Origin of the sequence: Coleofasciculus sp. G1-WW12-02 (genome assembly GCF_040219735.1) — a bacterium.
GTDB lineage: Bacteria > Cyanobacteriota > Cyanobacteriia > Cyanobacteriales > Coleofasciculaceae > Coleofasciculus.
Map to the genome: position 1 here is coordinate 177,964 of NZ_JAVJRX010000036.1, position 21,704 is coordinate 199,667.

19 protein-coding genes and 1 tRNA gene are annotated in these 21,704 nt (G+C 43.9%); 7 read left to right on the forward strand and 13 right to left on the reverse strand.

Going from position 1 to position 21,704, the window contains the following annotated elements; translation table 11 throughout:
- Nucleotides 1-47 precede the first annotated feature (47 nt).
- From RID09_RS06470 to RID09_RS06485, 4 genes are all read right to left on the reverse strand, one after another.
- A complete protein-coding gene (locus tag RID09_RS06470) occupies nucleotides 48-1,118 on the reverse strand; it encodes a hypothetical protein (RefSeq protein ID WP_446335120.1) in 1,071 nt (356 codons plus the stop codon).
- 237 nt (nucleotides 1,119-1,355) lie between these two features.
- A complete protein-coding gene (locus tag RID09_RS06475) occupies nucleotides 1,356-2,522 on the reverse strand; it encodes an LptF/LptG family permease (protein WP_446335121.1) in 1,167 nt (388 codons plus the stop codon).
- 42 nt (nucleotides 2,523-2,564) lie between these two features.
- Complete coding sequence (lptB, locus tag RID09_RS06480; RefSeq protein ID WP_446335122.1) at nucleotides 2,565-3,293, reverse strand: LPS export ABC transporter ATP-binding protein; 729 nt, start codon at nucleotides 3,291-3,293, stop codon at nucleotides 2,565-2,567.
- A gap of 222 nt (nucleotides 3,294-3,515) precedes the next feature.
- Nucleotides 3,516-4,010, reverse strand: a complete 495-nt coding sequence (locus tag RID09_RS06485; protein WP_446335123.1) for an LptA/OstA family protein — start codon at nucleotides 4,008-4,010, stop codon at nucleotides 3,516-3,518.
- On the opposite strand from RID09_RS06485, the gene RID09_RS06490 reads away from it, so the two are divergent.
- The 5 genes from RID09_RS06490 to RID09_RS06510 all read left to right on the forward strand — a co-directional run bounded on the left by RID09_RS06490 (nucleotide 4,009) and on the right by RID09_RS06510 (nucleotide 12,323).
- On the forward strand, nucleotides 4,009-4,335 hold the full coding sequence (locus RID09_RS06490) for a hypothetical protein (RefSeq protein WP_446335124.1): 327 nt from the start codon (nucleotides 4,009-4,011) through the stop codon (nucleotides 4,333-4,335). The genes RID09_RS06485 and RID09_RS06490 overlap by 2 nt on opposite strands.
- A gap of 87 nt (nucleotides 4,336-4,422) precedes the next feature.
- Complete coding sequence (locus RID09_RS06495) at nucleotides 4,423-5,022, forward strand: gamma-glutamylcyclotransferase (protein ID WP_446335125.1); 600 nt, start codon at nucleotides 4,423-4,425, stop codon at nucleotides 5,020-5,022.
- 210 nt (nucleotides 5,023-5,232) lie between these two features.
- Entirely contained in the window at nucleotides 5,233-11,115 is a 5,883-nt protein-coding gene (locus RID09_RS06500; protein ID WP_446335126.1) for an AAA family ATPase, read from the forward strand.
- The gene (locus tag RID09_RS06505) at nucleotides 11,099-11,545 is read left to right on the forward strand and encodes a response regulator (protein ID WP_446335127.1); all 447 of its coding nucleotides are present in this window, start codon (nucleotides 11,099-11,101) and stop codon (nucleotides 11,543-11,545) included. The genes RID09_RS06500 and RID09_RS06505 overlap by 17 nt, the downstream gene beginning before the upstream one ends.
- A 10-nt stretch (nucleotides 11,546-11,555) precedes the next feature.
- Nucleotides 11,556-12,323, forward strand: a complete 768-nt coding sequence (locus tag RID09_RS06510) for a response regulator (RefSeq protein ID WP_446335128.1) — start codon at nucleotides 11,556-11,558, stop codon at nucleotides 12,321-12,323.
- 152 nt (nucleotides 12,324-12,475) lie between these two features.
- Here RID09_RS06510 and coaBC read toward each other — a convergent pair whose 3' ends face one another.
- The 6 genes from coaBC to RID09_RS06540 form a co-directional block, all read right to left on the reverse strand.
- The gene (gene coaBC, locus RID09_RS06515; protein WP_446335129.1) at nucleotides 12,476-13,678 is read right to left on the reverse strand and encodes a bifunctional phosphopantothenoylcysteine decarboxylase/phosphopantothenate--cysteine ligase CoaBC; all 1,203 of its coding nucleotides are present in this window, start codon (nucleotides 13,676-13,678) and stop codon (nucleotides 12,476-12,478) included.
- Complete coding sequence (gene isiD / locus RID09_RS06520) at nucleotides 13,675-13,887, reverse strand: protein IsiD (protein ID WP_446335130.1); 213 nt, start codon at nucleotides 13,885-13,887, stop codon at nucleotides 13,675-13,677. Before isiD ends, coaBC begins: the two co-directional genes overlap by 4 nt.
- Nucleotides 13,888-14,089: 202 nt before the next feature.
- Nucleotides 14,090-14,163: transfer RNA gene (locus RID09_RS06525), tRNA-Pro, on the reverse strand.
- Between the two features lie 85 nt (nucleotides 14,164-14,248).
- A complete protein-coding gene (locus RID09_RS06530; protein ID WP_446335144.1) occupies nucleotides 14,249-14,614 on the reverse strand; it encodes a DUF1818 family protein in 366 nt (121 codons plus the stop codon).
- 78 nt (nucleotides 14,615-14,692) lie between these two features.
- The gene (locus RID09_RS06535) at nucleotides 14,693-15,055 is read right to left on the reverse strand and encodes a hypothetical protein (protein WP_446335131.1); all 363 of its coding nucleotides are present in this window, start codon (nucleotides 15,053-15,055) and stop codon (nucleotides 14,693-14,695) included.
- A gap of 249 nt (nucleotides 15,056-15,304) precedes the next feature.
- Nucleotides 15,305-15,910 (reverse strand): hypothetical protein, encoded by a 606-nt coding sequence (locus RID09_RS06540; RefSeq protein ID WP_446335132.1) that lies wholly within the window; start codon nucleotides 15,908-15,910, stop codon nucleotides 15,305-15,307.
- Between the two features lie 555 nt (nucleotides 15,911-16,465).
- On the opposite strand from RID09_RS06540, the gene RID09_RS06545 reads away from it, so the two are divergent.
- Nucleotides 16,466-17,737: a lipid-A-disaccharide synthase-related protein gene (locus tag RID09_RS06545; RefSeq protein WP_446335133.1), complete on the forward strand. Its 1,272-nt coding sequence runs from the start codon at nucleotides 16,466-16,468 to the stop codon at nucleotides 17,735-17,737.
- Nucleotides 17,738-17,818: 81 nt separating this feature from the next.
- Entirely contained in the window at nucleotides 17,819-18,232 is a 414-nt protein-coding gene (locus RID09_RS06550) for a fasciclin domain-containing protein (protein ID WP_446335134.1), read from the forward strand.
- Between the two features lie 123 nt (nucleotides 18,233-18,355).
- On the opposite strand, the gene RID09_RS06555 is transcribed toward RID09_RS06550, so the two are convergent.
- The 3 genes from RID09_RS06555 to RID09_RS06565 form a co-directional block, all read right to left on the reverse strand.
- On the reverse strand, nucleotides 18,356-19,273 hold the full coding sequence (locus tag RID09_RS06555; protein ID WP_446335135.1) for a PEP-CTERM sorting domain-containing protein: 918 nt from the start codon (nucleotides 19,271-19,273) through the stop codon (nucleotides 18,356-18,358).
- Between the two features lie 202 nt (nucleotides 19,274-19,475).
- Nucleotides 19,476-20,246, reverse strand: a complete 771-nt coding sequence (locus RID09_RS06560) for a PEP-CTERM sorting domain-containing protein (protein WP_446335136.1) — start codon at nucleotides 20,244-20,246, stop codon at nucleotides 19,476-19,478.
- A 192-nt stretch (nucleotides 20,247-20,438) separates the two neighbouring features.
- A complete protein-coding gene (locus tag RID09_RS06565) occupies nucleotides 20,439-21,443 on the reverse strand; it encodes an NF038130 family PEP-CTERM protein (RefSeq protein WP_446335137.1) in 1,005 nt (334 codons plus the stop codon).
- Between the last annotated feature and the right edge of the window lie 261 nt (nucleotides 21,444-21,704).

Here is a 21,704-nt window from a genome sequence, read left to right on the forward strand (position 1 = left end):
CTGGTTGTAGAGACGTTGCCGGCAACGTCTCTACAATGTCAAGTCGTTTAACGAGCATTTAATTGTGAGCGGTTGAGCTGACTCGGCTGCAACCCTGGTGTAATGGGTGTCGGATTATTTCCGACACTCGGAACAGTATTGGGTTGAGTCGGATATTGTCCAACATTAGCGGAGTTGGCAGGTGCTGTTGGCATCACAGGATAGTTGGTGACACCCGTTGCTGGGACTCGGGGGGCAGGAACTGAGGGATACATGGGCTGTCCAGCACCATTGTAAACTGTTCCATTCGGTGTCATCCCTGTGGGATAGGTGGGCTGTCCTGCACCATTGTAATTAGAGACAGTCGGTACAGAAGCAGGAGGATAGCTAGGCTGTATTATCCCTCTGTTGATTGTCGTCCTTGGCACAGTGGGTAATGGAGTCCTGTTTTGTCCACTTGTTCCAGAGGTTGGCACGGTTTGACTGGGACTCGTATCAGAACGTTGAGTCAGTTGATCAGAATTTTTATTGCTCGTTTGAGACGCCTCAGTTCCTGACACCTCAGTCAATTCTTGGAAAGCATTCGCAGAAGTCGTGTCTGAGTTTGAGGAGGAAGACTCAGAACTCAACATATTCGGGTTTGGAAAGAGTCCCTTACCCGACAAAATATCCCCCATAAGGAACTCTTGTGAGGCTTTGGCAAAGGGATTGCTGGAGCTGGGTTTTGGCTCAGCAACGCTGTTTAGGAGTGAGGGAGCCGAGGTTGATGGCTGTTCTGGTGTCGATGCAATCAAAGAATTTTTTTTGTCCCCCGACTTCGGGTCTGGTAAACTAGCCACAGCCAGAGCGTTCTGTTGGTCAAATTCCTCGATGAGGACTGCCGAACTGTCGATATCTGCCATGTTGGCGGCAAGTTCTTCAGCCGAAAGCGTGGTCTCATCCGTTGAATTCTCAAATTGCTCGCGGATTGGGTCTTCTTCTAAGAAACTCAACCAATTGGGATTTTTCCAATATTCCCAGACAAACAGCACGATTAAACCAAAACCCATGACTGATAGCCAAAATGTGGGTTGCCTTAAGGGTTGGAGTCGGGCTTTTAAATAGCGCAGATACGCAGGCACTTGATTGGGAGATGACATAGCGAAAGCCTGAAGTAGGATTTGACAAAAATTGAACTAACCGAGTCAGAATAAAGGAGATAATGTAACTTTTGTTACAGAAATAATTTAAAGGATTGATTTTTTATGAGCGTCAACGGTTGACTCTGTAGTGCAACCCACTAATTATATCCAATGTGATAGACTTTTCAATTCACCTGTTAGGATACGTTATACCACAATGCTGTTTGGTTGAGGGGTTTGGTGACCAAACCCCTACTATCGGGCGGATCGAATTAACAAAAATCCCCCAACAGCAAACCCCATCAGATTAGGCAACCACGCAGAGATTAAAGGAGGGAGGTAGTTACTCAATCCCAGAGCATCTCCGATCGCCATCAGCATATAATAGGCGAAAATAACTAACACGCTGATACCAAAGCCTGTGGCTTTACTGGTACGCTGAGGTCGATTGCCTAATGAGCCTCCAACTAAGCCAAAAACAACGCAAGCAAATGGTAAGGCAAATTTTTGATTGATGCGGATTTTGAGCTTGCGAATGTCATCCTCATCCCCACTCTGGCGCTCTAACTCTAGACGTTCTCTGGCTTGAGTGATGTTCATTTCATCGTAATCGCGGTCTTTTCTTGCCAAATCCAAGGGAATGCGAGGCAATTGTAGTTGTTGGTGTTCAAACCGCACGATGTTACGGTAAGAGGCATCCGGTGCTACTAAATAAATAGTACCGTTATAGAAATCCCAAGTACTTTGAGCTATATTCCAAATAGCTGAATCAGCAGTAACAATTTGGTTAAGACCTTGCTGAGACCAATCAAGAATCGTTAAACCCTTCATCCGCTCACCATCAAACTTTTGAGCGTAGAATAAGCGCTTAAGTAGATTGTCCTTGCTACCATCAGCCTGTTCAACCTCTCCATATTCTCGATAGAAGATGTTGCGCTCCTTGAAGGCGGGTTTTTCCTCCCCTAATGCCCGTTCTAAGGTGAGGGTAGCTTGATAGTTAGACGCGGGGACTACGTATTCATTAAATCCAAAGGTAACACCAGTAACAATCAAACTCAGTAATATTGCGGGTAGCACTAGGCGATAAATACTCACCCCACAGCTTCGCAAAGCAATCAGTTCACTGTCGCTAGAGAGACGGCTGTAGGTCAATAAAGTGGCTAAAAGAACAGATGTGGGAAAAGCATACGCCATGAACTGAGGTAAACTCAACAGCAGCACTTTCAGCACCAACGTAGCCGGTAGTCCTTCATCCACCGCTTTCCGCATCAAGTCAAATAAGCTACCAATGGTTACCCCCACCGATGAAAACATTCCCATACCAAATAAAAATGGGGGAATAAGTTCGGCGATAATATAACGATCCATCACCGATAAGCCAGGAATGAATGAGAAAAAAGGGAGAGATTTACGGACAGTCATGACTGGAGAAGTGTGCCAGACGCACCATGGCGCGTCTGAGGATTATTGTTGAAACTCATCGCCCAAGTAATATTGCCGCACTAAGGGATTGTTGTAAAGTTCTTCAGCACTACCCGATGCCAGAATTTGTCCATCTCGCATGATATAGGCGCGATCGGTGATGGCTAGGGTTTCGCGAACATTATGATCTGTAATTAAAACTCCAATTTGGCGATCGCGCAATCGGGCAATAATTTTCTGAATCTCAGACACAGCAATCGGATCAACCCCCGCAAAGGGTTCATCTAAGAATAAAAACTTGGGACCTTCTACGCCTGAAGCTAACGCTCTTGCCAATTCTGTGCGACGGCGTTCACCCCCAGAAACTCGCCTCCCAATCGTATTCGCTGCTTTTTCCAGACCAAACTCTTCAATCAACGTTCGCAACCGCCAGCGCCATTCTTGACGCGGTACACCCGTTTGCTCTAGCACCAGTCGAATATTATCTCGAACCGTCAGATTACGAAAGATACTGGGTTCTTGTGCCAAATAGCCAATACCAAAACGCGCCCTCTGGTGCATCGGCTGCTTGGTGATGTCATTATCATCTAACCATACTGTCCCTTGATTCGGTTTTTCTATACCGATGGCAATGTAAAATGTGGTCGTTTTTCCTGCACCATTGGGTCCAAGCAGCCCCACAACTTCCCCTTGTGCCACAGACAGATTGACACGGTTAACGATAGACTTCTTGTTATAGGATTTATGAATATTCTCTAAAACAATTTTCAAGAATAGCCACCTCATTTGGGGAGTTTTGATATGTACAGACGTAGCATGGTACCTCTGTAGGGGCGGGTTTGACTACTATCATTGCCTGTCACCCAGATGTAACTAAACCCGCCCCGATTAGTGTTCAGTTGAAGGGTACTGACTGGTATGCTGGTGGGCAATGCCCACCCTACGGTATCTCAAGGGTTTTGGCGCTAACGAATAACAAATGACAAATAACAATTATGGCTCACTTACTGGAGTTTTGAACACAGGTTTTGGATTAAAGGGAGGAGTTACAGGCGGTGCAACCGATTGGGTTGGGGCTTCTGGATCAGACACAAGATAGATTGATTCAACCTGTTGTTGGGTTTTCGGTAGGGCAACAAAGCGTCCTTCATCAATTAAATAGGTAATGGTTTCACCGCGCAGACTATTACCTTGCTGCAAGACATAAACATTCCCCGTGAGCACAATGCGGCGTTCTCGACTAAAATATTGAGCTTGAGCCGCCGTTGCCTGAATTTGGCGAGCGGGATAATCAATCTGTACATTACCCCGTGCGGTGACAACACCAGTTTGAGAATTGGCTTCTTGAACATCTGCCCGAACCGTGATAGCACGTCCATCGCCAGTTTGGGCTTGGGCATCTTTGAGGGGAGTAGGAAGCGCCATCGCTCCCATAAGGCTAATTGGCAGTATCAGCGCTATGCCTAGACGCCGCTTCAGGTTAGCCATGTTAAATAAGCAGGACTTCATGGGTTTAGGAGTTAATAATACCAAAGTTCGCCATCTTGCTGTGGATAGTTTACGCCAAATATTCCTGGAAAGCCTAGAGGTTCTCCTGACTCGAAGACACCATCCTGGTTACGGAGGGGATTGGTCAACTCTGATGACGAGTCAGCACTCGCCAAAGTTTCAACTCTCTGGCTCAAAGCGTTGTAGCTTGATGCAGCTACCAGTGTTTTGTACTACCCACGTTCATCATATCGCCTCAGTTCATGCGATCGCCTTTGTGATTATACCAACTGGGTTGATTCCGGATCGAGCTACACTAATATGAAAAATCGGCTACAATTCGTTCTCCTGACTTAGTTGATAATATACAGCTTAAGCCTTTGCCGTTTATTATCTTAGTCTTTAGCTAGCGATGACAACTCAGCCTCGCGATCGTCAAGATTCACCGTCACAGTCTCTTGAGCCGTCTTTGCCCGTAGCTAATGTGCTGCAGTTTCCTCAGCCAGAGCCAACCTTTTACTACTTTGCCTATGGCTCCTGTATGTGTCCTGTTGATTTAAAGCGATCGCTAGGTGAAAGTACTCATGCTTTCGTCCTTGGTTCAGCCGTTCTCCAGGGATATCGACTGGGATTTAACCGCAAATCAGTACGGCGTAACTGTGGTGTACTGGATATCGTACCCGATGTTAACGCAACGGTTGAAGGAGTCTTATACCGCCTACCTGAGCGATTTAGTGCTCCTCTAGATCACCGGGAAGAAGTACCCCATGGTGGCTATCGGCGAGAAACCGTAGAAGTTTCCTGTCAAGGGCGAGTCTATCCCGATGTCCGGACTTATGTAGTTGTGGAAAAATTAGCGGAAGAATTAGCACCGAACGATTGGTATTTTAATGTTGTGCTTCGCGGAGCTATTACTTGTGGACTCAGCGAAGCTTATTGCTGGCAACTCTTTAACCACATGCACCAGCTTCAACAGCGTCACTGGCAAACCCAATCCTTACGTTCTGCTTAGTCAGGCAACTCCTCACCGATAACTTACCCACAAAACCTGCCCAAGTGTCAAGAGTTATAACTTGACCCGATTAAGCGGGTTTAAGTTTAAATTAAATTTTCCTGGTAATCCCTCAAAAAAGAGACAGTTTCGCCTCAAGATGTTACCGTTTTTAAATAGACGTACCAGACTACGTCTGTAACATCGCATTACTACTAGGCAAATCCCACTGTGATCGTCCTTCCAGGTTACCAGATTCTCGCCAAAATCTATGAAAGCTCTAATTCTCTAGTTTATCGGGGAATCCGACAGCTCGATACTCAACCTGTTATTCTGAAAGTCCTCAAATCCGACTACCCCACGTCTGAAGAACTGAACCGCTACAAAAGTGAATACGAAATTACTCATCACTGGCGATTAGAGGGCGTTATTCACTCATACGACTTACTCGCTTATCAGAATACCTGGGTTATTGTGTTTGAAGATATTGGCGGAGAATCCTTAAAATTATTAGTCAATAAAATAGAATTGTCTCTGTCCGATATTCTGGACATCGCGATTAAGATTACAGAGGGCTTAGGTGCAATCCACGCCGCTAATACGATTCATAAAGATATTAATCCATCGAATATTATTTTCAATCCGGCGACGGGACAAATTAAAATTATTGATTTTGGTATTGCTATTCGCTTATCCAGAGAAAATTATCCGCCAAAACAATCGCCGAGTTTAGAGGGTACTTTAGCCTATTTATCACCAGAGCAAACTGGAAGGATGGATTGTCCTCTCGATTACCGCACGGATTTTTATTCATTAGGTGTCACTCTTTATGAACTATTAACCCATCATCTCCCTTTCGATAAAGATGAACCCATGGAGTTGATTTATTGCCATCTAGCTCAACAACCCCTCCCTCCTCATGTAACGTTGCAATCAAAGGTAGTAGATGGGGAGGACAAGGGAGCAGAGGATCAGACGATCTGGGGAGCCGGGGAAGCCGAAAAAACTAATTTAAAACTCAAAACTCAAAACTTTCTCAATCGCCAATCCCTTTGTCCTAAAGCTATTTCCAATATTATCATGAAACTTCTGGAAAAAATGCCGCAAAGGCGATACCAGAGTGCTACAGGACTCAAAGCTGATTTAGAGCATTGTCGAGAACAGTTAAAAACAACTGGAATAATTCAAGAATTCCCCCTTGGATATCATGATCAGGGAAAATCGTTGCCAATTCCCCAAAAACTTTATGGTCGAGAACGTGAGATTAAAACACTCCTCGCTGCTTTTTTTCGCCTAGCCTGTTTCCCCAAGAATCAGGTAGTAAGGAATCACCCAAATGGACAACTTGAAATAATACTCCTCACTGGCTATGCTGGCGTTGGCAAATCATCCCTAGTTCATCAAGTACGTCCAGCTATTATCCAGCAGGGAAGCTATTTTATTTCCGGAAAATTTGACCAATTTCAATGTAATATTCCTTACTCAGCCCTGGTTAATGCTTTTTCCAAATTAATCCGACAAATTTTAACTGAAAGTGAAGCAAAACTCAGACAATGGCGAGAGAAACTATTGGAATCATTGGGTCGCAATGGACAAATTATTATCGAGGTAATTCCGCAAGTCGAACTGATTATTGGGACTCAGCCTGAAGTGTCTGAATTAGGATTGGCTGAATCAAAAAATCGGTTTCATTTAGTATTTCAAGCCTTTATGAGGGTTTTCTGCCAACCTGAACATCCTCTAGTCATTTTTTTAGATGATTTACAATGGGCTGACGTGGCTACCCTCAAGTTGCTAGAATCCATTCTAACCGATGACCAAATCCACCATCTATTACTTATTGGTGCTTATCGAGACAATGAAGTTGATCCAAGTCATCCTTTAATGATCAGCTTGGATACAATTTGTAGTGTTGGCATTAGTATTAACCAGATTATCTTAAACCCCCTTAACCGAGAACAAGTTATCAGTTTAATTTCGGAAACATTACACCAGGATGAGCAAGCTGTTACCCCTTTAGCTGAATTGGTACTACGGAAAACAGCCGGAAATCCTTTTTTTATTAAAGAATTCATCAAAACCCTTGCCCAGGAAAATCTAATTTTCTTTAGTCCTTCTCCCTGCGGAAAATCCGGTCAGTGGACTTGGGATATTAACCAGATTGAAGAAACAGCGATTACAGATAACGTAGTCAAATTGATGATTGAAAAGTTAAAAAAACTTCCTGAAACTACTCAGCAGGTTTTGGGTTTAGCCGCTTGTATGGGAAATTATTTTCAACTTGATTTAGTTGCCAGAATTTATGAAAAAATACCCGATGAAACTTTTGGCGATTTAATCCCAGCAATTCAGTTAGGATTAATTGAACCCAAGTCAAAGAATTCAGAAACAAATTTTAATTTAATTCAGTATTATAAATTTTCCCACGATCGCGTCCAACAGGCGGTCGATGCTTTAATGGATAAAGCGATGAAAGAAGCCGTGCATTGGAAAATTGGTCGGCTGTTGCTTGCTAATCTTTCCCCGTCTCAAAAGTATGAGCGAATTTTTGATATTGTCGATCATCTCAATTGGAAATGTCACGCTATCACCGATAATCAAGAACGACTTGAATTAACCCGGTTGAATTTAGCGGCTGCCAAAAAAGCTAAATTAGCAACAGCGTATATAGCTGCTAGAGATTATCTCAACTTAAGTCTACTGACTTTAAGCAAAACGAGCTGGAATGACCAATACATATTAACATTTAAAATTCACAAAGAGTTGGCTGAAATTGAATATCTTAATGGCAACTTTGAACAGTCACATTATTTAATCAATCAAACCTTAATTAAAGCTTCCTCAACTGTTGAACAGGCTGAACTTTATAACCTACTCATCGTTCAGTATACCATGCTGGCTAACTATGAGGAAGCGATTAGAGTGGGAAGCCAAGCCCTAAAACAACTGGGAATTGATTTTCCAAGCGCCAACTGGAAAAGAGCCTTAGATAGAGAAGTCGCTGACTTAAAATTCTATTTAGGCGATCGCGAAATTGCTAGTTTAATTGATTTACCCGATATGACCGACGTCGTAAAAAAAGCGGCGGTAAAGCTACTGTTGAGTCTAGATCCTCCCACTTATTTCTTGGATCAAGATATTTATGCTTGGGTTACAGTAAAACTTGTTAATTTATCCCTCCAATATGGCAATGCTCCAGAATCCTCTAAAGGTTATTCTAATTATGGATTATTACTAGGTTCGCTTTGGGGAGATTATCAAGGGGGGTATGCCTTTGGGTTACTGGCTTGCCAATTAAGTAAAACCTATAATAATCCCGTTTATATAGGTCGAACCCATCATTTTTTTGCGACATTTTTAAACCCCTGGATCAAGCCGATTCAATGTGCAGAATTCATTAATCGTGACGCTTATGAAGCGGGAATGGAAGCTGGGGATTTTCAATATGTTGGCTATACCTTAAACAATCAGTTGTATAATGCATTCAATCAGGGCTCAAACTTAACAAATGTACTCATCCAAACCCATAAAATTTTGCGCTTTAGCCGCAAAACTCAAAACAAATGGGTAACGGATATGATTTTAGCCTGTCAACTACCTGTATTTAACTTATCTGGAAAAACTGAAAATAAATGGGCATTTGATACGGATGAGATTAGTGAGGCACATTATTTAGACACCTGTCATACCCATCATACCTTTAGTGGTATTTGTACATTTTACAGTATTAAGGCTTGGGTTCTTTATTTATACAATAAACCCGAAGCTGCGCTTACTTCTATTAAAAAAGCAGAAAAGTATCTGCCCTTTATTCTAGGCTTATTAACTCAAGCTGAATATAATTTTTATACATCACTGATCCTAGCAGCACTCTATACCAAGGCTACGGATAGTCAGCAAACTGACTATTGGCAAACATTGATTATTAATCAAAATCAGATGAAAAACTGGGCAGAGAATTGCCCAGAAAATTTTTTGCATAAATATGTATTGATTGATGCAGAAATGGCACAGATTTCTGGTCAAACGGACAAGGCGATGGATCTTTATGATCGGGCTATTGCTTTAGCTAAAACCAATGAATTTACTCACCATGAAGCATTAGGAAATGAACTAGCCGCTAAGTTTTGGTTGAGCAAAGGCAAAGTAGACTTCGCTAAACTTTATTTGCAAAAAGCCCGCCATGGGTATCAACATTGGGGTGCCCAGCGAAAGGTTGAAGAGTTGGAGAAAACCTATCCTCACTTGCTTACTGAAGCATTAGCCTCGGTTAAAATCAAAGACACGCTCACTAATTCACCTATGGACTCAGTTTCGGGGAATTATCTGGCAGCGGTGCTAGATTTTAGCACTATTGTGAAAACATTCCAAGCGCTTTCCAGTGAAATGGCGCTGGATAAATTGCTCACTAGCTTAATGAAAATTTTAATAGAAAATGCTGGCGCTACCCAAGGTGTTTTAATATTGGATCGGGAGGGACAGTTACTGATTGAAGCAACCTATAGAGGGAATTTAGATAATATTGCTGTCTTACAATCGATTCCCCTGGAAAGTAGCCAAGATATTCCCACCGCGATTATTCATTATGTCAACCGGACTCAAGAACTGTTAGTGTTAAATGATGCCACCTCTGAGGATAAATTTATTACCGATGCCTACATTCAGCACAATCAACCGAAATCTATAGTTTGTGCGCCCCTGCTGAATCAAGGACAATTGATCGGACTCTTTTATCTGGAAAATAATTTAGCGACTGGTGCATTTACGCCAGAACGAGTTGAACTCTTACATTTAATATCGGCACAAGCTGCCATTTCGATTAAAAATGCTCGTTTGTGGCAAAAGCAAGCGGAACTCAATCATTCGTTACAGTCGGAAATTGCGGAACGGAAATCCACGGAAATAGCTTTACGTAAAAGTGAGGGACTTTATCGAACCCTGACGCAAAATTTTCCCAATGGCAGTGTTTTATTATTTGATCAAAATTTACGCTTCTTGTTAGCAGAAGGGGAGGGGGTAAGGGCTGGCGGCTTTGAACCTGAACAGTTAAAAGGAAAAACTATTACAGATGTCTTATCACCCGATGTTTGTAAAATAATCGAACCTCTATATCAGTCAGCCTTAGCCGGAGAAACAAAGGTATCTGAAATGAAGTTTGCCGATCGCACGCATCAATTGTATACTCTTCCGGTTAAAAATGAGCGGGGTGAAATTTTTGCTGGGATGGTGATGTCTCAAGATATCACCCTACAAAAACAAGCGGAACATGTCTTACAAAATGCGCGAGAAGAATTAGAACGGCAAGTTGAGGAACGAACCAAAGCCTTAATTGCCATGAATTCCGTCTTACAGGCGGAAATTGCTGAACGTCGCGATGCGGAAGTAAAACTCAAAGAACTGACTCAGGAATTGCAACGTTCTAATCAAGAATTGGAACAATTTGCCTATATCGCTTCTCACGATTTGCAAGAACCGTTACGCGCTGTGGCAAGTTATACACAACTATTACAACAAGACTACTTAGATCAACTCGATGAATCCGCCCAAGACTATATGGCGTTTATTATTGATGGCGCCACCCGAATGCGCCAGTTGATTCAAGCCTTGCTGATGTATTCTCGCCTAGGGACTCGTCCACCAGAGGAGAAACCCACAGACTGTAATGCTATACTACGTCAGGTAACTGAGAATTTACAGGTCGCGATCGCAGAACGTCAAGGGACGATTACCTACAATTCTCTCCCCACGGTTCCGGCTGATCCGACTCAACTGATCCAACTGTTTCAAAATTTAATCGGAAATGCGATCAAATTCTGCCGCGAGCGCCCTCCCCACGTCCACATTGAGGCACAATTGATAGAGAATGCATGGCTGTTTCAGGTAAAGGATAATGGAATTGGGATTAAACCCAAATACCTCGACCGTATCTTTGTCATCTTCAAACGCCTCCATACCCGCCGCGAGTTTTCGGGTACGGGTATTGGTTTAGCCGTTTGTAAGAAAATTGTCGAACGCCACGGTGGACGGATTTGGGTGGAATCTCAGCCTGGAGTTGGTAGCACCTTTTTCTTTACTCTTCCCTGTTTGATATCCTCTAATGAGCAGCCGTTATAGATTCAGACCCATTGAAATTCTACTCGTTGAAGATTCCCCCAGTGACGCCAATCTCATCCGGATTAGCTTTAAGCAAGCTAAAATTGCCAACACCCTGCATTGGGTGGAAGATGGGGAAACCGCCCTAGAATACTTACTTCAGCAAGGGGATTATGGGAACACTCCCCGTCCCGATTTGATTGTGTTGGATCTCAATTTACCAGGAATGGATGGTCAAGAAGTATTAACCTCGGTCAAATCAGATCCCACGCTCAAACGGATTCCAGTGATTGTTCTCACCACCTCAGAGGATGAAGAGGATATACTCAAGTCTTATGAGCTTAATGCCAACTGCTATATTACCAAACCTATCGATATTCAACAGTTTATGCGAATGGTTCAGTTATTGGAAGAATTTTGGTTAGCGGCGGTTCAATTGCCCTCGGAGTGATACCAGTCCTATGGACAAACAACAAATTCATGTCCTATTAGTGGAGGATAGCCCCAGTGATGCTCGCTTGCAGCGTCACCGATTTTCACGCTTAGATCCGAACGAATGGCAACTGTATCATGTTGAACGACTCGCTGATGCGATTGAGAGTTGTGCTAATCTCCCCATTGATGTGGTTTTGTTAGACCTGAATCTTCCTGATGCTGATGGCTTAGACACCGTTACTGAATTCCGAGAGGCTATTCCCCATCTTCCCATTGTCGTGTTAACGGGAAATAACGACGAAGAATTGGCACTGGGGGCAATGGCTTATGGGGCGCAAGATTATTTGCTCAAGGATGATATTACAATTCCCCTATTAGTGAAAACAATTCGCTATGGGATTGAACGGGGACAAATTATCAAAAAACTCCAGGACAGTGAACGACGTTTCCGGGGAATTTTTAATCAAACCTTTCAATCCATGATGTTGCTGACACCAGAAGGATTGATCGTGGATATCAATCAAACGGCATTAAATTCGAGTGGCTATAAATTAGATAATTTGCTAGGTTTACCCCTGTGGCAACTGGATTGTTGGAATCACTGTCAATCTCTACAACAGTGGTTGAAAACGGCGATAAAAAAGGCGGCTGACGGTGATTTGGTTCGTCAGGACGTCCAGTTTCGGAAACGGGAAAGCGTGATGGTTCGCATGGATGTTTCCCTTAAACCGTTAAAAGATGAGGAAGGAAAGGTTGTTTTAATCATTGCCGAAGGGCGAGACATTAATGATTGACATTCGTCTTCCTAACATCTGTAGAGACGTAGCATGCTACGTCTCTACTTTGTTGGTGTTTTCAAAGATTCCCTGCGTGATGTTTCCCGGGTTCATACTTAATTAGCGTTTATAACGGGCAAAGGCAGACAGGATTAATGACAAATGATCAATTAGCAATGAGCCATAAAATCAAATAAGGCGTGGGCTAGCTCAAGTTTGTGGCACGGTTGAACCGACTCAAGACGTCCTTGTTTATCAATGAAAATAGCTTGATTCGTGTCGCTGGCGAATCCTACATTAGGCAGATCAATGGGATTAGCCGCGATCGCGTCTAAATTCTTGGCGTTTAATTTTTCTAAAGCAGGCTTGACAATATCGCCTGTTTGTGCTGCGAAGCCAATTAACTGTTGATGGGTTTGTTTACGCCGTCCGAGTTCTGCCAAAATATCGGGTACAGGTTCTAAAGGTAAGGCAGTCGGAAGCTGGGCTTTTGGCAATTTCTCGGATGCATAATCGGCAGGTTTGACATCAGCTACGGCGGCTGCCATGATTACCAGATCTGCTTCTGGGAAATACGCTAACATTACCTGAGCCATTTCTGCGGCACTGACGACTGAAACTGCCTGAATATCCGGGGGAATAGGTTCAGTTAGGGGCGCATGAACTAATGTTACGATTGCTCCCCGATCCTTGGCGGCTTGTGCCAATGCCAGTCCCATTTTACCCGTAGAGGGGTTACCAATGAAGCGCACGGGGTCTAAATGTTCTCTGGTGCCACCGGTACTAATTAAAACCTTTTTCCCGACTAAATCCCGCTTACCGCCTGTGTATAACAACGAATGAATGGAAGTAAGAATTTCTCTGGGTTCTGCCAATCGTCCTGCACCGACGCGATCGCACGCCAATCGTCCTGCACCGGGTCCTACGGTATGATACCTGGAATCGCTCAAAACTTGCTGCCAATTCCGCTGTACCGCCTGCTGTTCCCACATATCCGTATTCATTGCTGGGGCAAGGAGTATGGGACAATGGGAGGCGAGAACGGTATTGGTTAATAAATTATCGGCTAAACCGTGAGCTAACTTGCCCAAGGTGTTAGCGGTAAGCGGGGCGATCACGAATAGATCAGCCCATTCGCCCAACTCGATATGAACTGGGCGATCGTGAATTGGCTGCCAAAATAGGCGATCGGTATAAGCCTGATGGCGCGATAGGGTGGAGATTGTCAGGGGTGTGATGAACTCTTGAGCCGCTTGGGTGAGAATAACCCGAACTTGCACCTGAGCCTGAAACAGAGTAGAAATGACCTGACAAACTTTATAGGCGGCGATACCACCGCCTATACCTATCAATACTCGCCTAGACTCATTCACGCTTCATCATAGGCTTCTAGGTCTAGCAAGTAGAGGTAGGGTTCTGCTAACTCTGGACGTTGGAAGGCTAGCGCCCGCAGCAAATGCCAGTCATCTAGTCCCGCAAACGCATTGTCGTAATCGTCTCGTTCTAAACGTCCAGCTAATTCAGTAACATCCTGTTCCGTGAAAGCCGACAAATCACGCTGGGACATGGTTAACGTTGCCATTGCTCACGCCTCTCTTGAATCGGATTAATGTACACTGCGGAGAGCACTATTACTGCCGCGTTTCTATTATCGCCATTCCACAACAGAACTGGGGATTTTTTTTGTGAAGGCTTTGTAAGGTTTTTCGGATTGAATCATGAATCCCAAACCCAAGAATTAACCCTAGAGAAATAAACAACATCTCTAGGGTCAACTTTTGCGATCGGAGCGGCGGGATTTGAACCCACGACCCCCACTACCCCAAAGTGGTGCGCTACCAAGCTGCGCTACGCCCCGCGAAACCTTCCCTAGATTATCATAAGATCTATCATTTTAACAACTTTAGATATTTTTCCCATTTATAGCCACGTCTAGAACCCTCTCAAAATACTATTAGAGACTGAGCCGCTTGCAGTAAACCCGGAACAGCTGCGGCTTGCCAACTTCCCTCACAACGACGTTCCTGGTTCAAAATAAAGCGTAGCGTATAGGCAGAAGGATAACCCTCCACTTCCATCCAGAGCCAATCACTTTCGGCTTCACAGGTGATTTTCTCCTCATCGACTAACTCATCAGCGATGTCTTCAATAGCTTGAGCAAGCTGTGCTAACAATCGACAAAAATCGTCTAACTCCGCCTGAGTCAGCTCAATTGCCCACTCATCAGTACCCACTAACCCCTGGTAATGAGTTGCCTGAGGATTCCAACCTAGACGCCAACCTGAGCCACTTTTGACAATCCGTTCCATGGTCATTGGTCATTGGTCATTTGTCATTTGTCAGGGTTTGAGGAACATTTATATAACTTAACTTGAATCATGATTGCTTCATTGCTTTTCCAACCAATCTCGGATTACCATCTCAACGGTATGAGGAGATACCCCAACCAACATGGCAAGAGCTTCTACCAACAGGGCAAAATCTAGCATTCGGGAAATTGTTTCAGCGCCAAAGAAGCCCAAAAACTGATTCAACATTTGCTGGACTTTCCGGCGACGCGAATCAACGATGAATAACTGATTATTGAAGCCAAACTCTTCAATCATTGATGATTTGGGGGGTTTTGGTGGATAACCTGCACCTGATGTTTCTGTACTTAGAGTTTCCGATTCCGAGGATAATTTAGGTGAAGAATTTACTATCCAGGAAGGATTGGAACTCTCTAGAACTGGATTGGAGGAATGATTCATGGTTACTTGATCATGAGTTTAATATTGTTTTAACTCAGCCAGTAAGTTGTATCATTGGTGTTTGCTTCGGATGAGTCCAATATTCACAAAACGTAATATCCTCATCTGGAGCATTATTAAGCAGGTTGGTGGAAATAAACTCAACCTTATGAAGTTATGTTAACAAGCCTCAAACCCTTACAAATTTACCCTTGCTTCCCCAGCTTCCCCCGCTCCCCCTCACCACAACACTTATTCAGCAGACCCTACTTAGTTCCTTGGCGAATCTCGAATTATCTGAATTGTATAAGGAAATACACCCACCAACAGGGCAAAGGCTTCGTCAGGTATTTTGGCAATTGTTTCGGCATCAAAAAAGCCCTCAAACTGACTCAGAATCTTCTGGGCACGTTTGGCTGATGTGGGATGATTGGTTATTTGTATCGTTAGTTGCGCCCACTGGCGGCGAATTAAACAAGCACGTTTTCGCTCATCGGCTGATTCTGGAGTGAGCAACCTCATATCCCCCACAGGTATCACTTGCCGACAATCATGATCAAATATTCCACCGACGGCGGCACCAGGTCCAGCAAACTCGGCGTGATAACGTTTATAGATAATTAAACCATTCCGACGACACGGATCAACAATTGATAACTGATTATTTAACCCAAATTTTTCAGTCATTGATAATTTTGGCTTTTCGGATGGGATACCTAAAGCCGATGTCATTGATGATTTGGATGGTTCAGGCGAGACACCTGAATCTAATGTCTCTGTGCTTGGTTTGTCCGATTCCGGGGATAATTTAGGCGAATGATTCACTATCAAAGAATGATTGGAACTCTCCAGACCTGGATTTTTAGGCTGGTTCATTGTCACTAGGGCAGGGGTTTACTCCTGTTTTAACGCAATCGCCGTTGTGCTTATCTACAAACTCCTAATCGCTGCCAATTGAGCCAGGATTGCATCCTCAGTGTCATAGTCCAGCAATTCTGGTGCTGCTTCTGAGGAAACGGTTTCAGGCGGCTGAATTCTTTCCCACTCAATGGTACGCTGAGAGTGCTTTTGCTAAGAGGACTGGTTCTATATAATCCAATTCCTGGCGGATGCGGGTAGAATCGACCACCCAATACTGTTCTAAATTGTAGGGCAAACTCCAACTGTCTGGCATTAGGGATGGCGACGCAATCACGACTTCACCGTTCTATCCAGCCACTTGCCCAATGCGTCTAATCCGTTGTGCTTCCGTTGGAAATTGTGCCTCTGCTATATTGTAAACCTTACCAGTGGCTCGGTCATCGGTAATCGCCATGTATTGATTAACGAAGTATCAACATCAATGTGATAGCTGCCTCTTAAAAACTGTTCCCTGTTGTTTAAGGTAAATTTATAGTGGCATTTAGCACCCATTAGCACCCATTATCAACTATGCAACTGCTGTGCATCAGCAACGGTCACGGAGAAGATGTTATTGCTGTCCGAATTTTACAGGAACTCAACGCTAACTCAGATGCGCCGGAATTAGCAGCATTGCCGTTAGTGGGTGAAGGTGCAGCCTATAGGCAATTGGATATTCCGATTGTCGGACCGGTGCAAACAATGCCCTCTGGTGGTTTTATCTATATGGAAGGGCGTCACCTGCTGCGGGATGTGCAGAGTGGTTTGCTGAAATTGACATGGGCGCAATTGAAAGCTGTTCGCCGTTGGGCTAAACGGGGAGGGGTTATTTTAGCGGTGGGGGATATTGTACCACTTTTGTTTGCCTGGTTGAGTGACGCCCCCTACGCCTTTGTCGGGACGGCTAAATCGGAGTATTATCTGCGGGATGAAGCGGGATGGTTACCGAATCGTCAGCGCCGGGAAGGATGGTCTGGTTCTGTGTATTTGCCGTGGGAACGTTGGTTGATGAGTCGCAAGCGCTGCAAGGCGGTGTTTCCTAGAGATAAACTAACGACAGAAATTTTGCAAAAATGGTCAATTCCGGCGTTGGATTTAGGGAACCCAATGATGGATGGGATTGAACCCGAACAGCCAGAACCGATATTCTATGAACTTGATGCTGAACAAAAAGAGATGCAGCGTCCTTTGGTGGTTACCTTATTGCCCGGTTCGAGAATACCAGAGGCATACCAGAATTGGCAGAAAATCGCCCTAGCTGCGAATGGGTTATTAGATGCTTACCAGCAACGATCTGTGGTGTTTCTCGGCGCGATCGCACCTGCTTTGAGTCTTGAACCCCTACAAGAAACGTTGACCGGGTACGGATGGCGTCAGCAGCCTCTAGAAGACATTGAGGTGAATCTGAAGTTAAATGACCCAACCGCGATCGCGTTTACCCAAAAGAATGGCACATTGGTACTAACCCAAGAAGATTATAACCTTTGCCTGCTCAAAGCAGACTGCTGTATTGCCATGGCAGGAACCGCAACCGAACAATTTGTCGGATTAGGAAAACCTGCGATCGCGATTCCTGGAACGGGTCCTCAATACACCCCAGCTTTTGCCGAAGCGCAAACGCGACTATTAGGACCATCCTTAATTTTAGTCGAACAACCGGAGCGAGTTGTCCAAGTCCTACAGAAGTTGTTACGAGATCCTGATCGCTTGCAACTGATTGCCGAAAATGGTCGCCGTCGTATGGGTCAATCTGGTGCAGCGCGGCGCATTGCCGATTGTTTGATGGAACGATTTGAGAGATAATTCTAACCTTTGAAAGATGTTAGTTTCAGAGAAACTATTGTATCCCTGAACAGGAGATGCACTAAAAACACGATAAAACTCATGCCCAATCTCGTCGAGACTGCCATCAACGCTGGTTCGTTCAACACCCTAGTCAAGGCGGTTGAGGCTGCCAATTTAGTCGATATCCTCAAGAGTCCTGGTCCCTACACCGTTTTTGCACCTGTCGATGAGGCATTTGCTAAACTGCCAGAGGGAACCTTAGACACTCTATTGCAGGATATTCCCAAACTTAAGAAAATTCTTACCTATCATGTTGTCTCCGGAGATGTCAGAAGCGATAACCTGCTAGAGTTACAAGAAGTGCCAACTCTGGAAGGTTCAATATTAGTGATCGATACATCCAGTGGTTATAAAGTGAATCAGGCGATCGTGGTTAAACCGGATATCCTGGCGGATAACGGTGTCATTCATGTGATTGATTCAATCTTGATGCCAGCAATAATATCCAGTTAATTTTTTTTTGATGTTACGTACTCAGTCACTAATTTGTTAGCTTTAATACCCAAAACTATTCCTCAGTAAAGTTTTGGGTATCCTCTCAATATTTTCAGTCGTTTTTAGTGGTGGTAAGCCGCCCTAATCTGCCTTCATTCGCTTACGTTTTGCCGCTAAGAAACCACCCAAGCCAAATAGCCCTAATAATGTGGTAGGTTCTGGTACAGATGCGATATCAGATTCGTCACCAAATTCTCCCGATGGATCTGTAGGCGGTTCTTCTGCAACAGGTGCTTCGGGTTCAGTTACAGAAGGTTCTTCTGCAACAGGTGCTTCGGGTTCAGTTACAGAGGGTTCTTCTGCAACAGGTAGTTCGGGTTCAGAATCGAGAGGTAATAAGGAGATAGGTGTGGGTAAAAAGTCTACTGGAGTGATTGAAGTGTTGAAAGATACTAAACCCGGCTTGATCGAGTTATTCTTAGCAAGAGACATCGCCGTTTGGGTAAAACCGCCACTTACGCTCAGATTAACACTGGAAGGGAAAAGTACAGAGGCGGTAGCATTCCCGCCAAACAGAACCCTACAGGTACTCTCTAGACAGCCTTGGATATCACCATAATTATAGTTACCTGCAACAATTTCATTATCCCGGAAAAAGACATCAAACTCAGATAGTACGTTGTTCTGAGAATCTAGAATAGAACCCTGCAAATCAATACGATTGATAAATGGTAAAAGGGAGCTAGGTAGGAGTTCCTCCAAATAGTCTTCAACATGAGTAAGACCAAAAGTTAATTCTTCATCTTCTGCATCAGATAACCGCCCCCGGGCATTATCGACAATGATTGTACTCTCGAAATTTACCTTTTGTGGCTGAGCAATTAGCTCTTGAAACTCTGGTGGTAAGAATTGTGATACAAATGGATTAACGTTTACCTGAAAAGCTACAGCTCCAGAAGAGTCTATTTGTGTCAAGCTAGCTGCCTCAGCGGGAGCCATTCCTACCACTCCAAGAGCTATAAATCCGGCTCCAGCAATTGCCATGGATAACTTGTTCATGTCGATTTTTTAATCTCCTGCTTAGATGTACGTGTTCCTTCTTAATCTATGGGATGTAACAACTTATTTAGGTAAAGTTAATGTGACTGTCTGTAAAGTTTTGATAAATATTATGGCGAGTCAAGTTCCTGTTAATGTGAAGAGAAAAAAAGAGCTAGATAGCTCCCTTAAATGCAATATAATTTCTCTGATGAAAGATTTACTATTTTTTCTGCTTACGTTTGGCATTCAACAAACCTCCCCCAGCTAATAAACTTCCTAGTAAAAAGGAGGGTTCTGGAGCAGAGGGTACAGATGGAGGGTCTAGAGGGGTTGCTGTTTGGGTAACATTAAAATTCACACCAGTGCTAACCAATACTGAGCTTGGTAAATGTAAACTAGGATACAAAAAAGCTAGCGCAACATTAGTCGTAATGGAACCTGTACCATTGATCATACATATACCATTCAGACAAGGTTTAATACGATTATAGTCATAACCACCGATAATAACTTCATCGGTAACCTTATTGTAGGAGAAGTCAAAACTAGAAAGGGATTGGTTCTGACTATCTAAAACTTCTCCGTTCAGGTTAATAGAACCGAGAGAAATTGCTTGAGAAAATTCGGAAAATAAACCGGAAAAAATGTTAGGCAAAGAGTTGTGGGCGTCGCTCAGGGGAAGGGTTAATTCCGTATCACCTGAGTCATGTAATCGACCACTGAGATTATCAAAAATGATACTCTGTTCTACAGTTGCTATAGCTTTGTTCCCATTAAACACAATACCCGGAAGAGCGGGTAGTTCACTGCTCAACAGTGAAATCACATTTGATTCCAAAGTGACCGTGCCACTATAATCAAGCCGTGTACAGTTAAGTTGAAGTTGTCTACAGGTATCAAGTGTCACTTGAGCTGCCTCGGATGGAGCCGCACTAACTGCTCCGAGAGCCATAAATCCGGCTCCGATGATCGCCACCGATAAGCTTTTCATATTGATTGTTTTCTATTGTAGATTTACGAACTCCCTCTTAATCTATGAGATGTTTATACCGGATCAGGTAAAGGAACCGTGAAGTTTTGATGAAGTTTCTGGATCGTTACGTCGTGGGGAGGCGATCGCACAAAAAAAGGAGGGACTTAACTCCCCCCAGATTACGATACAAATCTTCTAATTTGAGGTTAACTATTTTTTCTGCTTGCGCTTGGCGGCAAACATTCCACCAGCCGCCAATAAGCTTCCTAGGACAAAGGAGGGTTCAGGTGCCTCTTTTACTGCTACATTAGTCGGTAGATCAGGATCATAGAGCCCTGTATGAGAGATCATATCCCCTTGCTCAATCAACCCGGATTTAGCAGCGCTGAAGCTATAATGATACGAAGTCTCTCCATCATAGTCAATCTTGACCAGTTCAGCCGCCTGTATAGGTTTACCTTGCAAGAACGTTGACAACAAATTTTTCTGCGGATCGGTTAAATCATCAAAGATTAGGTCAACGGCATTAAAGTGCCCCGCTAGCCCAACTTCTAGAGATCCCGTCGTATCATTCATGTCAATGTAGGCAATATTCGGATCGCTGAATCGTTGAAATCCGCCGTTATCCCGGAAGGCGTTGAAAAGATTCTCTTTACTATTGGGAATTTTGGGTATAAGCAGGTTCGCTGTCCCTAACAGTTTATTATTGATACCATAGGACGTTAAAGCTGCCTCGAACCACTTATTCGCCAAATTTGTGGCTGTATAGCTAGTATTTAGGTCTTCCCCAAACCAATCCGTTGCTGTCAAACTGCTCAGGGTAATACTTTTGTCCCCAATATCACCCGTTAAGCTAGTAACCGTAGTGTAATTCAAGAACTTATCAAGGGATAGTTGTTCACTGTTGGCAAATAGCTCAACATTGCCCCCCGGTTCACCTTTTTTACAACTATTGCTGGGAATAAACGCTCCTCCAACCGAGCAACTTCCTTGCAGGACTGTTTCCAAATCGGCATCGTTGTTGAGTTTTGTAAAATCCGTGGTCGCTGTCATATCTGGATTAGGGACGTATTCGTAGATCAAATAGTCCACTCCCTTCACGCCAGTCACTTTAGGGTTAGTCAGAGATGCCGCCGACGCTGGATTGGTGGCGATCGCACTGACACATGAGGCAACTGATGCCCCGACGAGCAGTTTCTTGATATTAGTTTTCATTGCAGTATCTCCGTGACTTTATCGGTTGAGCCTTTAACAGCACATACATAGGGTTAGCCAAAGCCTAACCCTCTCTTGGCTCTAATAACCTCTGGTTGCCCTCTAACAGGCGATGTCTTCAGCCGTTATGAAAGACCTACTCAAAGCTGGTCAACCTTAGTCAGACCTAACTTTGATGCTTACTTCCTGCTTCACTCTGGCAGTGACGGCACTTAACCAGTCCACAGGCTACCACCACCTAACTGGCGGCTATCTCCAAAT

Bases quoted from the DNA above. Each gene is read 5' to 3' on its own strand.
- RID09_RS06530 (WP_446335144.1), bottom strand. From the start codon at position 14,614: ATGGAACGGATTGTCAAAAGTGGCTCAGGTTGGCGTCTAGGTTGGAAT.
- RID09_RS06535 (WP_446335131.1), bottom strand. From the start codon at position 15,055: ATGAATCATTCCTCCAATCCAGTTCTAGAGAGTTCCAATCCTTCCTGG.
- RID09_RS06505 (WP_446335127.1), top strand. From the start codon at position 11,099: ATGAGCAGCCGTTATAGATTCAGACCCATTGAAATTCTACTCGTTGAA.
- RID09_RS06510 (WP_446335128.1), top strand. From the start codon at position 11,556: ATGGACAAACAACAAATTCATGTCCTATTAGTGGAGGATAGCCCCAGT.
- RID09_RS06540 (WP_446335132.1), bottom strand. From the start codon at position 15,910: ATGAACCAGCCTAAAAATCCAGGTCTGGAGAGTTCCAATCATTCTTTG.
- RID09_RS06550 (WP_446335134.1), top strand. From the start codon at position 17,819: ATGCCCAATCTCGTCGAGACTGCCATCAACGCTGGTTCGTTCAACACC.
- isiD (WP_446335130.1), bottom strand. From the start codon at position 13,887: ATGGCAACGTTAACCATGTCCCAGCGTGATTTGTCGGCTTTCACGGAA.
- RID09_RS06565 (WP_446335137.1), bottom strand. From the start codon at position 21,443: ATGAAAACTAATATCAAGAAACTGCTCGTCGGGGCATCAGTTGCCTCA.
- RID09_RS06555 (WP_446335135.1), bottom strand. From the start codon at position 19,273: ATGAACAAGTTATCCATGGCAATTGCTGGAGCCGGATTTATAGCTCTT.
- RID09_RS06495 (WP_446335125.1), top strand. From the start codon at position 4,423: ATGACAACTCAGCCTCGCGATCGTCAAGATTCACCGTCACAGTCTCTT.
- RID09_RS06560 (WP_446335136.1), bottom strand. From the start codon at position 20,246: ATGAAAAGCTTATCGGTGGCGATCATCGGAGCCGGATTTATGGCTCTC.
- RID09_RS06485 (WP_446335123.1), bottom strand. From the start codon at position 4,010: ATGGCTAACCTGAAGCGGCGTCTAGGCATAGCGCTGATACTGCCAATT.
- RID09_RS06470 (WP_446335120.1), bottom strand. From the start codon at position 1,118: ATGTCATCTCCCAATCAAGTGCCTGCGTATCTGCGCTATTTAAAAGCC.
- RID09_RS06475 (WP_446335121.1), bottom strand. From the start codon at position 2,522: ATGACTGTCCGTAAATCTCTCCCTTTTTTCTCATTCATTCCTGGCTTA.
- RID09_RS06545 (WP_446335133.1), top strand. From the start codon at position 16,466: ATGCAACTGCTGTGCATCAGCAACGGTCACGGAGAAGATGTTATTGCT.
- RID09_RS06490 (WP_446335124.1), top strand. From the start codon at position 4,009: ATGTTAAATAAGCAGGACTTCATGGGTTTAGGAGTTAATAATACCAAA.